Raw genomic sequence first — 14,628 nt, 5'->3', positions numbered from 1 at the left:
TATGTCTGTGCTTTCCAATGCTATCAAATTAAATTCGATAGTCCTTCTAAAAAACGTCTAATGCAAATAACACTACACATTTTCTTAGAAAAAATAACGCTTACTCGAAGGTCACCGTACCGGATGCTCTTGCTGAAATCGTTTCACTGCCCGCTTCAAGTGGCAAACTGCTCTCCTGTGCGGCATAACTGCTTTTTGCCATCGCCATCATCGGGCGTTGATGCATACCTTCACCATTAGGCGTTTCTAATTGTACTTGGCTTAAGGTATAACGTTTCGCATTTAAGCCTTTCTGTACTACTTCCGCCTTATGCTGAAATTGTTTGATAATATCTAAGGTCATTTCATCTTCCAATGCCGCCATTTTTTCCGGCGAAACACTAAATGAAATATGACTAATCGCCACTTCATCGCCTAAATTATCCAGCACTTTCGCCATCGCAACAAAATCTTTGGTTTCAAACAGAATTCGGCCTTCTACCACCCAGCCATCTACTTTATTTTTTTGATTATAATTAGGGTAACTGCTCACACCTTCCGTCTGAATTTTAATGCCCATATAAGGTTTCGCATCCGCAATCACTTTGTTCAGATTTGTCGATACCGTTGATTTAAGTTCTGATAATGACTTGCCGACTTTCTGGCTATAAACCATTGCTCGCATTAAGTCTTTCTCTACTGTACGGCTCACTTCCGTAGAGAAGGAAAATTGAGTTGGCATATTGTTTGTTGTTGCTTTTTCTTCGGCATGACTTACCATGCTAGTGAAAGCAAGCGGTAAAATTGCAAGAATTTTTTGTAATTTCATCCTGTCTCCTCGATGATTATGAGTTCAACTCAAAGTGCTAGCTTAGAGGGGCTTTTTCCCATTAAGTTCATTTTCGATATTCAGAACGATAGCTTTATTGGCGTTTTGCATACAAATTTGCCAACGAATATTATAGCCGGCAAGGTTCATGCCATAAATCCGCCCAGTAATTTTACCTTGTTGATAAGCCGGACGAGGGTCTTGCTCAATCACATTACGAATAAAATCAAGTGGCTGTGTAATACCGAAATTTGCAAAATTTTGGCAAAATTTGACCGCTTGTAATACTTGTTCCGAGAACTCAACCGCCAGTTTGGCTTGCGGTTTATCTTGCGCAAAACCGGAACGCGCATCAGGTTCACTGTCGGCATACGCAATATAAGGTTTAATATCTAGAATTGGCGTACCATTAACTAAATCCACACTACCTAGTTTTAATAATACTTCTCCATTACTAATCTCAACACCTTCTAATGCTACTTTAGATAAGCCAATCGGATTTGGACGATGTGTCGCTCGACTAGCAAACACACCTATCCGTTCATTCCCACCTAAACGAGGCGGACGTACCGTTGCATGCCATTCTCGCTCGGGGATTTGATGAAATTGGAAAATTAGCCACAAATGGCTAAATTGCTCAATACCTCTCACCGCATCAGGCGAATTATAAGGCGGTAGTAGCTTTAATATACCTTTTCCTTCATTCACTAAATTTGGCTGACGCGGTATAGAAAATTTTTCATCATAAGGACTATAAACAATTCCGATCGGTTTAATGGAAAGTTGGGCAGAAATCATAAAATATACTTACTTGAGATAGATAATAGATGGGATGAGAAGAAAGCTAGGCAAGTTATCCTAAAAGTTCATACGATAAATTACGCTTACTTCAAACAAAAAGGCGTGTCTTTCGACACGCCTTCTCTAGCTTTTCGCTTGATTAAATATTAAGTCAAAACCTAATTATTTAACAATTTTCGCTACAACGCCCGCACCTACTGTACGGCCACCTTCACGAATCGCAAAACGTAAACCTTCGTCCATCGCGATTGGGTGAATTAAGCTTACTGTCATTTTGATGTTGTCGCCTGGCATTACCATCTCAACACCTTCCGGTAACTCGATTGTACCTGTTACGTCCGTTGTACGGAAGTAGAACTGTGGACGGTAACCTTTGAAGAATGGAGTATGACGACCACCTTCTTCTTTTGATAATACGTAAACTTCTGATTCGAAGTCTGTGTGTGGTGTGATTGTACCTGGTTTCGCTAATACTTGACCACGTTCGATTTCTTCACGTTTTGTACCACGTAATAATGCACCAACGTTTTCACCCGCACGACCTTCGTCTAATAATTTACGGAACATCTCAACACCAGTTACGGTTGTTTTCGTAGTTTCTTTGATACCTACGATTTCAACTTCTTCACCTGATTTGATGATACCACGTTCTACACGACCTGTTACTACTGTACCACGACCTGAGATTGAGAATACGTCTTCGATTGGTAATAAGAATGGTTTATCAATCGCACGCTCTGGCTCTGGAATGTATGTATCTAAGTGGTTCGCTAACTCAAGAATTTTTTCTTCCCACTCTGGCACGCCGTTTAACGCTTGTAACGCTGAACCACGTACGATTGGTGTATCATCACCTGGGAAATCGTATTGAGAAAGAAGTTCACGTACTTCCATTTCTACTAATTCTAATAACTCTTCGTCATCTACCATGTCGCATTTGTTTAAGAATACGATGATGTATGGTACACCTACTTGGCGACCTAATAAGATGTGCTCACGAGTTTGTGGCATTGGACCGTCTGTCGCGCTACTACTAAGATTGCACCATCCATTTGCGCCGCACCTGTGATCATGTTTTTAACATAGTCCGCGTGTCCCGGGCAGTCAACGTGTGCGTAGTGACGAGTTTCTGTATCGTACTCAACGTGTGAAGTGTTGATGGTGATACCACGCGCTTTTTCTTCTGGTGCGTTATCGATTTGGTCGAATGCACGTGCCGCACCACCGAAGTGTTTCGCTAATACAGTTGTGATCGCCGCTGTTAAAGTTGTTTTACCATGGTCAACGTGACCGATTGTACCCACGTTTACATGGGGTTTTGTACGTTCAAATTTTTCTTTAGACACTTTGATAGCTTCCTAGAAATAAGCCTCCGCCCTATTGCTGAGGCTTTAAGTTAAAAGATAAATTATTTAGCTTTACGAGCTTCAATAATTGCATTAGCAACACTTGTAGGTGCTTCTGCGTATTTTAATGGTTCCATTGAGTAAGATGCACGACCTTGAGTTTGTGAACGTAAGTCTGTTGCATAACCAAACATTTCTGATAATGGAACTTCTGCATTGATCTTAACAACGAACTCATTCGCTTCTTGACCGTTAACCATTGCACGACGACGGCTTAAGTCACCGATTACATCACCAACGTAGTCTGGTGGAGTTTCCACTTCAACTTTCATGATTGGCTCAAGTAATACTGGGTTAGCTTTTGCGAACGCCGCTTTAAACGCTAATGACGTCGCAAGTTTGAACGCTAACTCAGATGAGTCAACATCGTGGTATGAACCGAAGTGTAAACGTACACCGATGTCTTCTACTGGGTAACCCGCTAATGGACCAGATTTAAGTTGTTCTTGGATACCTTTATCAACTGCTGGGATAAATTCACCAGGAATCACACCACCTTTGATCTCGTTCACGAACTCGTAACCAGGACCTTCTGGGTCTAATGGGTATAAGTCGATTACAACGTGACCGTACTGACCGCGACCACCAGATTGTTTTGCGTGTTTACCTTCAACATCGTTAACACGTGTACGGATAGTTTCACGGTAAGATACTTGTGGTTTACCGATGTTCGCTTCAACTTTGAATTCACGACGCATACGGTCAACGATGATATCTAAGTGTAACTCACCCATACCTGAGATGATAGTTTCACCTGACTCTTCATCTGTGTGAACACGGAATGAAGGGTCTTCTTGTGCAAGACGACCTAATGCTAAGCCCATTTTCTCTTGGTCAGCTTTAGTTTTTGGTTCTACTGCTACAGAAATTACTGGCTCTGGGAATTCCATACGCTCAAGAATAATTGGTGCGTCTTGTGCACATAAGGTGTCACCTGTACCAACATCTTTTAAACCGATTGCCGCCGCGATATCGCCCGCACGAACTTCTTTGATTTCTTCACGTTTGTTAGCGTGCATCTGTACGATACGACCGAAACGTTCACGTTTTTGTTTTACTGAGTTGTAAACTGTATCACCAGAATTGATTACACCAGAGTAAACACGGAAGAATGTTAAGTTACCTACGAATGGGTCAGTTGCAATTTTGAATGCTAATGCCGCAAATGGCTCATCATCGCTTGCGTGACGCTCACCTTCAGTTTCATCTTCGTTGATACCTTTGATTGCTGGGATATCAGTCGGTGCCGGTAAATAATCGATTACTGCATCAAGCATTGCTTGAACACCTTTATTTTTGAATGCAGAGCCACAGCAAACAGGGATGATTTCGCCTGCTAATACACGTTGACGTAATGCTGTTTTGATTTCTTCTTCAGTTAGCTCTTCACCACTAAAGAATTTTTCCATTAACTCTTCTGATGCTTCAGTCGCTGCTTCAACTAACATCGCACGACGTTCTTCACATGCATCAAGCATATCCGCAGGGATATCTTCGTATGTAAAAGTCATACCTTGGTCAGCTTCATTCCAGTTAATTGCTTTCATTTTGATTAAGTCAACTACACCTTTGAAGCTATCTTCCGCACCGATAGGAAGTTGTAATGCAACAGAGTTACCACCTAAACGAGTTTTGATTTGCTCAACAACACGTAAGAAGTTTGCACCTGTACGGTCCATTTTATTTACGAACGCAATACGTGGAACTTGGTATTTATTTGCTTGACGCCATACAGTTTCAGATTGAGGCTGAACACCACCTACCGCACAGTAAACCATTACCGCACCGTCAAGAACACGCATTGAACGCTCTACTTCGATAGTAAAGTCTACGTGTCCTGGAGTATCGATAACGTTGATACGGTGCTGTTTGTATTGTTGTGACATACCAGACCAGAATGCTGTCGTTGCGACAGATGTGATCGTGATACCACGCTCTTGTTCTTGTTCCATCCAGTCCATTGTTGTCGCACCATCGTGAACTTCACCGATTTTGTGACTTACGCCTGTATAGAACAAAATACGCTCAGAGGTAGTTGTTTTACCTGCATCAATGTGAGCACTAATACCGATGTTACGATATTGCTCAATAGGAGTTATACGAGCCATTTTTTATTTATTACCTTGTTTGGGGATTTAAATTAAAATTCTTAATAAGGGTAAGGCTTCACCACATATTTGGATGAAGCCTTTAAGATGTAAAGCTAAGCGATTACCAACGGTAGTGAGCAAACGCTTTGTTTGCTTCAGCCATACGGTGAACGTCTTCACGTTTCTTAACAGCTGAGCCTTTGTTATCTCTTGCATCTGAAAGTTCGTTAGCTAAACGTAATGCCATTGATTTGTCACCACGTTTACGAGTCGCTTCAACGATCCAACGCATAGCTAATGCGTTACGACGAGCTGGACGAACTTCAACTGGTACTTGGTAAGTAGAACCACCAACACGACGAGATTTAACCTCTACTGTTGGACGTACGTTTTCTAACGCCGCTTCGAAAGCTTCTAAAGCTTCTTTACCAGTACGTTGTGCTAAAGTTTCTAAAGCACCGTAAATAATTGATTCTGCAGTAGATTTTTTACCATCTACCATTAAAACATTAATAAATTTTGCAAGTAATTCTGAACCGAACTTCGGATCTGGAAGAATTTTGCGAGGTTCAACACTACGACGACGTGGCATTGCAAATACTCCGTTTATATATTCAGGATAATCCAAAACTCATCTATTGTGTGTGATAGCACATCACGATTGACTGGAGTTTATGGTTTAAATTTTTTGATTAATTTAGACGTTTGGCCTTACTTAACGGAGATCCATTAAGCTTTAGGACGTTTAACGCCGTATTTAGAACGACCTTGTTTACGGTCTTTAACGCCTGCACAGTCAAGTGCACCACGTACAGTGTGATAACGCACACCCGGTAAGTCTTTAACACGACCACCACGGATTAATACAACACTGTGTTCTTGTAAGTTATGACCTTCACCACCGATGTATGAAGTTACTTCAAAGCCATTTGTTAAACGAATACGGCATACTTTACGTAATGCTGAGTTCGGTTTCTTAGGTGTAGTAGTGTATACACGAGTACACACGCCACGTTTCTGCGGGCAAGCCTCTAATGCAGGAACGTTGCTTTTTACAACCTTTTTCACACGCGGTTTGCGTACTAATTGGTTGATAGTTGCCATTTAAAAGCTCCAGTTAAAATTATTAAAAATAAAATTAAAAAAACATCCTTTCAAAGACGAAAGGACGGTAAATTCTAGTGTTATACGGACTAAAAGTCAAGTATTCACCACGGGATAAATTGATTATTCTGTGATCAGCGTTTCTAAGGTTTGCAAGACACGATAAGGTAAAATATTCGCCATACCGTTTCCGGTCAGATAATGCTGATTTTTGCCGTAAGCGCCGATTAATTTTGGGTCAGTTGCACCGTATAAAATCACGTTTTGTTTATCCAATGCCGCGACTAAATGGCTCAAACCGGTATCCACCGACAACACGACTTTCGCACCGGCAATTTGTTCCGCTAATTCAGTGAGAGACAATTTCGGTAATACCGTCACATTGGCACTCGCTTCCGCCAAACGCATCGCTCGTTCTTTTTCTTGTGCATTTCCCCACGGCAAACGAACTTCGATGCCTTGTACGCTTAATTCTTGAATTACTTCTCGCCAATAGTCTTCTTTCCAATGCTTATCCGCTCGAGTTGTCGCATGAATCGCAAGCAGATAAGCGGTTGAATTTTCAGATTTTTTTGCAAAATGCGAGGCAATACCATAATCACCTAATCCATCGGGAAGTGCATAATTCAGTGCGTTAGCAAATAACTTTCGAATCCGTTCTACGGCGTGTTGTTGGTAAGCGATATTAAAAGTTTGATCATAAAACAGGTCGCTTAACCCTTCTCGAGCAGAATGTTTGTCGTAGCCGTATTTTGTTCCCTTTGCCTGCTTGGTTACCAATACTGCACTTTTAATCAATCCTTGTGCATCAATCACCGCATCATATTCTTCCGAGCGAAGTTGCTTTAGGTAATGTTGCCATTCCAACCAAGTTTGCCGCTTATACAAGTTCTTACGCCAACGGCGAATCGCTAACGGGATAACCTTATCTACCGCCGAATGCCAATGCGGAATTTCACTAAAATTTTCTTCTACCACCCAATCGAATTGAATATTCGGCATTGCTTTTTGAGCATCTGTTAATGCAGGTAAAGTATGAATTACATCTCCCATAGAAGATGTTTTTACAACTAAAACTTTCATTTACTTATCTTTTATTATGAATACAAACAAGCGGTCGAAATCTGCAAAATTTTTGCAAAAAATGACCGCTTGCAATTAGCCTAATAGTGCCTCTAATTTCTCAATGACCATTTTCGGCTCAATATCAATCAGGCTCTGATGATAGCCTTCGGCGACTTCGCCTTTACGAACCTTAATCAAACTGCCTTCGATTAAACGAATAATCACTGCTTTATCGGAAAGTGGCGGTGTGTATTGCGGACTGGTTGGCCCGTAAAGCGCTACCAGCGGTTTACCAAGTGCGGCGACAATATGCATTAGTCCGGAATCATTACTGACTACCGCACAACAATCGGCAATTAAATCAACCGCTTGATTTAAATCGGTTTGTCCCGCTAAATTGACGCAATAGCGCTGTAAATTGTCCGCTAGACTTGCACGAATTTGTTCGCCAACTTCTTTATCTTTATTTGAGCCAAACAAATGTACTGAATAGCCTTTTTCAATCAACATTTCCGCCAATTTCGCATAATGATAATGCGGCCAACGTTTTGCCGGCCCGAATTCTGCTCCCGGACAAAAACCAATTGCCGGACGCTGTTCGGCATATTCAAACTGTTTAGCGAATTTCGCTTTGGTCGCAGTGATCTCATCCACTTGCGTTTGTAGATAAGGTACCGGTATCGGCAATGCTTTAGCATCCAGCACGGTATTTTTCTCAAAAGCCAATGCGACATAACGTTGTACCATCATCGGGTAATCTTGCTTGTTATTACGCAAATCATTTAAAAAGAAATAGCGACTTTCGCCTTTCCAGCCTCGGCGTACCGCAATTTTGGCAAAAAGTGGAATAAATGCTGATTTTAGCGAATTAGGTAAAACAATCGCCATATCATATTGATTTCTCAACGACTTTCCTAATTGATAACGCTCACACAAGCGGAACGAACCATGCCCAATCGGCATCGAAATCGCTTTCCTAACTTCCGGCATTCGAGCGAGCAACGGACGACACCAATCCGGCGCCATCACATCAATTTGGCAATTCGGATATTGAATTTTGAGTTGTTGATACAGTGCGTGCGACATCATCATATCGCCGACCCAAGACGGGCCAATAACTAAGATATTCATTGAGTCCTCTTCCTCAAAATAATAAGCGGTTATTTTTACCTAGAAACTTGTAAAAATCTAAGTAAATGTAACCACTTATTGTTATTTAGCTTTGCAGTCACTTGCTAATACGTTACCACTGTTATCGGAAAGAGAGGCTACGCCATCAAATCCTTCAAACCATATCCATCGAATATTACTATACTTATTACCGTTTTTCGTCACAACCGGTGAAAGTGTATGCTTGGTATTCCCGTAAGTGACCGAGATTGCCTGAGTACCGGATATCCTAGGCTTCGGATTGTCATTTTTTTTAGGTTGATAACGTTGTACTTTAATTGCAATATCGCCTTTACAAATAAACTCTATTGCCGTTTGGCTTTTTATGATACTTATTTTCTCGTTCGTATTTTCAGACGGTAATGCTTTCTGTACCTGTTCAATCGGTGCTTCCAGAGGCTTACAACCAGTAAGCATTAATAGACTTATCGGCAGAATCAGCTTGCTTTTTTTCGCTAAATCCATTTGAATCTCTCCCCTTTATTTCTCAACCTAATGAGAAAAAAAGAGCAACGACCACACGTTGCTCTACTGATATAACATTATTTAAAGCTATAACTACCATCGGCTTGACGAGTAAATTTCCCACCAGAACCGATACTCATTTCTACAACACGATTATTTTTATCTAAACGAACTGTAACACGCTCACCGACTTTTAAGTTACTCACGACATTATTTACTTTGCTCATTGCATTTACATCCGAAATATTTAATTGGTTATTACGGAATACTTGCATTAAAGACGTACTTTTCGGCACAGTTAAAGTTTTACTACCAACTACACCGCCGCTAGACACTGCAATTGCTGGTTTTACTGCCGGTTTTGCGACTACTTTTTCTGTAACAACAGGTTTACCCGTTTCTACATTTTTTACTAACTGATCAAGTTGCACATTTTTGGCTTTTTTCGCATTAAATTCATCAGCTGTGATTGCTTTTACTTTCTCTACTTTAGCTTCATCTTTCTTAACTTCAGCTTTTTTCGTTTCAGCTTGATGAATAACACTCCCCTGTGTTTTAGGTTTAGATACTTGAGGCTGAACAACCGGTTTATTAACAACAGGTTTATTCACAACTGGAGCAACAACCGTATTTGAAGATGGTTGCGTTGTAGGAATAGTAGACTCATTTTCTGCTGGCAATGTATTCTCGCTCGATGCTGTTGTTGGCGTACTCTGAGCCATATCTGTTGTCGCAGATGGTTCTGGTGTTACAGCTGTAGTCGCACCTTCACCATTTACCGATTGGGTTTGAGCCTGCTGTTGAGCTAATGCTTCTTGTTCGGCTTTAGCTTGTGCTTCAGCACGTTTCGCTTCTTCTTCATCGACTGGACGGAACTCAATCGGCAATGAACCACCTTGCTGAGTTTGTAATTCTTCTACAGTTTCCGGTGCATTTGGTTTTAACCAAAAGAAGATGCCCGCTAAGATAGCCGCCAATGCGACAACTAAACCTAAACGTTGATATTTAGAAGATGATTTTGCTTTTATCGCTACAGTTTCAGGCTTAGTTGCATTTAAGCTAGGCACTACGCGTTCTATCTCATTCGTATTCATTTTAGGTTTTTCCTCTGCTCCTGTTTTTTCTTCTTTTACCGATTCATTTTTTTCTAGATTTTCGGCTTCTGTAACCGGAGAGAACGCAAAACCAGCACTTTTAGCCGCTGATTTAATATGCTCAGGCTCTGTCGTCAACGTAGACTTTATAGACTCTGCTTCTATAGTGTTTTCAGGCACGACAGATGACTGCTTCACTGATTCTGTTGAATTGATTTCTGTTTTCACTTGTTGAGTTTCCTCGATTGATTTTAATGGGGTCGTTGCATCTACCGGGCGTTTCATCATTGGTGTAAAAGTATGACCGGGAGCTTTGTTTGAATGTAATGATACTGAAAGATTATTAATAATTTTTGTCGCTTCCGAATTGATTTTTTCCGCAACCTGTTTTGCAGATTGAGGAGCATTATTAGTTACTGACGGTTCACCAAATGTTGGCTCTTTACGAAAATTGTTGTGTGACATTTAAAGTATCCAAATAAAATTAGAATAAAAACAAAATGAAGAATTCATATTTTAAAGTATTTCTACTCGATCGGCACACGCTTTTTCGGAAAATTTCTGTCAGTAAGCGGTAATATTTACTAAATTTCTAGCAAATATCCCTATTCTTAATACAAAAGTTTTATTTGCTTACAGCATATCAGATACTTATGACAACAAATTTTATTTATTTCTCGATCAAGATCGCAAAAATATATTTGAGAAATTGAGCTATAAGCATTCACTCAGGTAAAGTAAAAAAATAACGACTAAACTTAAATAAAAGGAGACACTTACTATGAAAAAAGTAGCAAAAATGAGTTTTAGCCTCTTGCTAGGTTTATTTACTACGAATATGGTTATAGCTAGAGATAAAACCGATGCAGTGGTAATGGACCCCACACCTGTGATGCAAAATCTAACAACCGAACACGCAAATCCTTCCATAAATCAATATCAAGTTAATATCAATACTGCGAGTGCAAGCAGAAATTCAAGACAAGCTAATTGGTATTGGAGAGAAAAAAGCACTTGCTATTGTTGAATATCGAACGAAAAATGGTCCATTTGTAAATATAGAACAACTCACGGAAGTATCCGGTATCGGTAAAGCAACATTGGATAAAAATCGTGAACGTATCACATTAGAATAACATACTAAAATTTGCCGAACCGAATAACATACAACTAATTCCTCTATCATCTCCACGTATGTCGGTTCGGCATTCTTTATAACATTAGGCAATTCACTTTCCTTTCTGTTATACTTCGCCACTATTTATGCAATTGAACAAAAAGGATACAATTTAATGTCTTTAAAACCATACTCTATGCCTACCTATTGGCAACGTGTAAAAGTCGCATTTCAGTATATTTTCCCACAATTACCTGTCACGCAGTTAGCAGGTTGGCTGGCAGAACAAAAATGGGGTGCCGTGACCCACTTTATTATTCGTGCATTTGCTAAACAATATAATGTGAACCTATCGGAAGCACAAAAAAGCAATGCATCTGATTATGCAACCTTTAATGAATTCTTTATTCGTCCGTTAAAAGAAAATGCTCGTCCGATTAACCAAGACGCACAAGCACTTTGCTTACCGGCAGACGGTAAAGTCAGTGAATCAGGCAAAATTGAAGATGATCGTTTACTGCAAGCTAAAGGTCATTTTTTCACCCTTGAGACTTTATTAGCGAACGATCAAGAAATGGCGAATAAATTTAAAGACGGCCATTTTATTACCACTTATTTATCTCCGCGCGATTACCACCGTGTACATATGCCGTGTGATGCAACATTGCGTAAAATGATTTATGTGCCGGGCGAATTATTCTCGGTCAATCCGTTCTTAGCTGAGCATGTGCCAAATTTATTTGCGCGTAACGAACGTGTAATCTGTGAATTTGAAACTGAATTCGGACCGATGGTGCAAATTCTTGTCGGTGCAACAATTACGGCAAGTATGAGTACCGTTTGGGCTGGCGTGATTAATCCACCTCGTGCGAAAGATGTTGTGGTATATCACTATGAGACCACCGGCGAAACTGCCGTGCACCTGAAAAAAGGTCAGGAAATGGGTGCTTTCCGCTTAGGTTCAACCGTAATTAACCTCTTCCCGAAAGACAGAGTTGAATTCGAAGCACACCTACAAGCCGGCGTAGAAACTCGAATGGGTGAACGTTTGGCGAAAGTGATTAAATAACCTCCTTTTAATTGAGCACGATTATAACAATCGTGCTTTTTTATAACAAAATCATCTACTATCTTACCAATCAGCTATAAACCCAACCAAAAAAGTATGTTATTTTAGAAGCAAAACTTCGTCTAACGCATTTATCGCGAAAGGGAAAGCTATGAAATTACAACAACTAATTAAAACTCATCAACTTGGTTTACTGTTCCAACAAGGCAAATTTGGCATTGAGAAAGAAAGCCAACGCATTGATAATAAAGGGAATATTGTTACAACTGTTCATCCTAGCGTTTTTGGTAACCGCAGTTATCATCCATATATTCAAACCGATTTTGCAGAAAGCCAACTTGAGCTAATCACGCCGCCAAACGATAAATTGGAAGACACATATCGTTGGCTATCGGCTATTCACGAGGTAACGTTACGTTCATTACCTGATGATGAATATATTTTTCCATTCAGTATGCCTGCCGGTTTACCACCGGAATCCGAGATCAAAGAAGCACAATTAGATAACGAATGGGACGTGAAATATCGTGAACACCTTTCTGCCATTTATGGCAAATACAAGCAAATGGTGAGCGGTATCCACTACAATTTCCAAATTTCTGACGAGTTTGTCGAGAGCGCATTTGCATTACAAACGGGATACAGCGATAAAATTGCGTTCCGCAATGCGTTATATATGAAATTAGCCAATAACTTTTTACGTTATCAATGGATTCTGGTCTATTTGCTGGTCGCAACACCAACCGTAGAGGCGCAATATTTTGGCGAAAATCGACCGCTTGCAGAAGGACAATTAGTACGTAGTTTACGTTCTAGTCCATATGGCTATGTAAATGCGCCTCATGTAGTAATCAATCACGATAGCTTGCAAGAATATGTCGAATCGCTAGAACATTTTGTGGCAAGCGGTGATTTATTAGCGGAAAAAGAATTCTATTCAAACGTACGTTTGCGTGGCGCGAAAAAAGCACGCGAATTGCTTGAGGAAGGGGTTAAATATGCGGAATTCCGTTTATTTGATCTCAACCCGTTCTCGCCTTACGGTATCGAGCTCGCCGATGCCAAATTTATTCATCTGTTCTTACTTGCAATGTTATGGATGGATGAAACAAGCGGTCAAAAAGAAGTCGAACTTGGCAAACAAAAACTATACCAAGTTGCACTTGAAGATCCTCGTGCGCACACAGCGTTCCAAGCAGAGGGTGAAGCTATCCTTAACCTAATGCTGGCAATGTTAGAAGATCTTTCGGCACCACAAAGCGAGAAAGATTTATTACAACAAAAACTAGCTCAATTTGCTGATCCGAGCCAAACGGTAAACGGTCGTTTATTAGCCGCAATTGAACAAGCCGGCGACTATAAAGCACTCGGAGCAAAACTTGCTCAACAATATAAAGCGCAAGCGTTCGAGCGTTTTTATGCTATTTCCGCTTTCGATAATATGGAGCTTTCTACACAGGCTTTATTATTTGATGCGATCCAACAAGGCTTACAGATCGAATTGCTGGATGAAAACGATCAGTTCCTCGCACTTAAATTCGGTGATCATCTCGAATATGTGAAAAACGGCAATATGACCAGTCACGATCAGTACATTTCTCCATTAATTATGGAAAATAAAGTCGTGACCAAAAAAGTGTTAGCAAAAGCCGGTTTTAATGTGCCGAAAAGTGTTGAATTTACCTCTGTTGAACAAGCGGTGGCGCACTATCCGTTATTTGAAGGTAAAGCGGTGGTGATTAAGCCGAAATCAACTAATTACGGTCTAGGCATTACGATTTTCCAACAAGGCGTGACGGATAAAGCTGATTTTGCCAAAGCGATTGAAATTGCCTTCCGTGAAGATAAAGAAGTGATGGTGGAAGACTATTTAGTCGGTACCGAATATCGTTTCTTTGTGCTAGGCGATGAAACTCTAGCGGTATTGTTGCGTGTGCCGGCGAATGTAAAAGGTGATGGCATACATACGGTACGTGAATTGGTGGAAGCGAAAAACAGCGATCCGCTACGAGGTGATGGCTCTCGTTCACCATTGAAAAAAATCGCCCTCGGTGACATTGAATTGCTTCAGCTTAAAGAGCAAGGTTTAACACCTGATTCGATTCCGGCTGAAGGACAAATCGTACAATTACGTGCCAACTCGAATATCAGTACCGGTGGCGATTCAATTGATATGACTGAGCAAATGCACGACAGCTATAAACAATTAGCGGTCGGTATTGCCAAAGCGATGGGGGCAAAAGTCTGCGGCGTGGATTTAATCATTCCAGATTTAACTAAAGTCGCTGAACCGTCTCTGCGTTCATGGGGTGTGATTGAAGCAAACTTTAATCCGATGATGATGATGCATATTTTCCCTTACCAAGGAAAATCTCGCCGCTTAACCAAAGCCGTGTTAAAAATGCTGTTCTCTGAACTGCCTTAATAGCAATCAAGCGG

Annotated in this window: 11 protein-coding genes and 2 pseudogenes; 3 read left to right on the top strand and 10 right to left on the bottom strand. The window is 40.6% G+C overall.

The window, feature by feature from the left end; translation table 11 throughout:
• Nucleotides 1-100: 100 nt before the first annotated feature.
• The 10 genes and pseudogenes from NYR89_RS10065 to NYR89_RS10020 all read right to left on the bottom strand — a co-directional run bounded on the left by NYR89_RS10065 (nt 101) and on the right by NYR89_RS10020 (nt 10,468).
• Nucleotides 101-808, bottom strand: coding sequence for an SIMPL domain-containing protein (locus tag NYR89_RS10065; RefSeq protein WP_279445697.1), 708 nt, complete (start codon nt 806-808; stop codon nt 101-103).
• Nucleotides 809-850: 42 nt separating this feature from the next.
• Nucleotides 851-1,606 carry a tRNA (N6-threonylcarbamoyladenosine(37)-N6)-methyltransferase TrmO gene (gene tsaA, locus NYR89_RS10060; RefSeq protein ID WP_279445696.1) on the bottom strand — a complete coding sequence of 252 codons (756 nt, stop codon included), beginning with the start codon at nt 1,604-1,606 and terminating at the stop codon, nt 851-853.
• A gap of 165 nt (nt 1,607-1,771) precedes the next feature.
• Nucleotides 1,772-2,955 (bottom strand): annotated as a pseudogene (gene tuf, locus NYR89_RS10055) (elongation factor Tu).
• Nucleotides 2,956-3,017: 62 nt separating this feature from the next.
• A complete protein-coding gene (gene fusA, locus NYR89_RS10050) occupies nt 3,018-5,123 on the bottom strand; it encodes an elongation factor G (protein ID WP_279445695.1) in 2,106 nt (701 codons plus the stop codon).
• 103 nt (nt 5,124-5,226) lie between these two features.
• Nucleotides 5,227-5,697 (bottom strand): 30S ribosomal protein S7, encoded by a 471-nt coding sequence (gene rpsG / locus NYR89_RS10045; RefSeq protein ID WP_279445694.1) that lies wholly within the window; start codon nt 5,695-5,697, stop codon nt 5,227-5,229.
• Nucleotides 5,698-5,834: 137 nt separating this feature from the next.
• A complete protein-coding gene (rpsL, locus tag NYR89_RS10040; RefSeq protein ID WP_005543325.1) occupies nt 5,835-6,209 on the bottom strand; it encodes a 30S ribosomal protein S12 in 375 nt (124 codons plus the stop codon).
• Nucleotides 6,210-6,332: 123 nt separating this feature from the next.
• Nucleotides 6,333-7,292, bottom strand: coding sequence for a lipopolysaccharide heptosyltransferase RfaC (rfaC, locus tag NYR89_RS10035; RefSeq protein WP_279445693.1), 960 nt, complete (start codon nt 7,290-7,292; stop codon nt 6,333-6,335).
• Nucleotides 7,293-7,367: 75 nt separating this feature from the next.
• Nucleotides 7,368-8,405: a lipopolysaccharide heptosyltransferase II gene (gene waaF / locus NYR89_RS10030; RefSeq protein ID WP_279445692.1), complete on the bottom strand. Its 1,038-nt coding sequence runs from the start codon at nt 8,403-8,405 to the stop codon at nt 7,368-7,370.
• 81 nt (nt 8,406-8,486) lie between these two features.
• Nucleotides 8,487-8,909, bottom strand: a complete 423-nt coding sequence (locus NYR89_RS10025; protein ID WP_279445691.1) for a GlcNAc transferase — start codon at nt 8,907-8,909, stop codon at nt 8,487-8,489.
• A gap of 77 nt (nt 8,910-8,986) precedes the next feature.
• Nucleotides 8,987-10,468 carry a LysM-like peptidoglycan-binding domain-containing protein gene (locus tag NYR89_RS10020; RefSeq protein ID WP_279445690.1) on the bottom strand — a complete coding sequence of 494 codons (1,482 nt, stop codon included), beginning with the start codon at nt 10,466-10,468 and terminating at the stop codon, nt 8,987-8,989.
• Nucleotides 10,469-10,841: 373 nt separating this feature from the next.
• Between NYR89_RS10020 and NYR89_RS10015 the strand changes: the two are divergent.
• From NYR89_RS10015 to gshAB, 3 genes and pseudogenes are all read left to right on the top strand, one after another.
• Nucleotides 10,842-11,139, top strand: a pseudogene (locus tag NYR89_RS10015) (ComEA family DNA-binding protein).
• 156 nt (nt 11,140-11,295) lie between these two features.
• On the top strand, nt 11,296-12,189 hold the full coding sequence (asd, locus tag NYR89_RS10010; RefSeq protein ID WP_279445689.1) for an archaetidylserine decarboxylase: 894 nt from the start codon (nt 11,296-11,298) through the stop codon (nt 12,187-12,189).
• Between the two features lie 151 nt (nt 12,190-12,340).
• Complete coding sequence (gshAB, locus tag NYR89_RS10005) at nt 12,341-14,614, top strand: bifunctional glutamate--cysteine ligase GshA/glutathione synthetase GshB (protein WP_279445688.1); 2,274 nt, start codon at nt 12,341-12,343, stop codon at nt 14,612-14,614.
• Nucleotides 14,615-14,628 lie beyond the last annotated feature (14 nt).

The organism is Actinobacillus arthritidis, from assembly GCF_029774155.1.
Lineage (GTDB): Bacteria > Pseudomonadota > Gammaproteobacteria > Enterobacterales > Pasteurellaceae > Actinobacillus > Actinobacillus arthritidis.
Note: the sequence above shows the minus strand (reverse complement) of the source record. Positions and strands in the feature narration are given on the sequence as shown.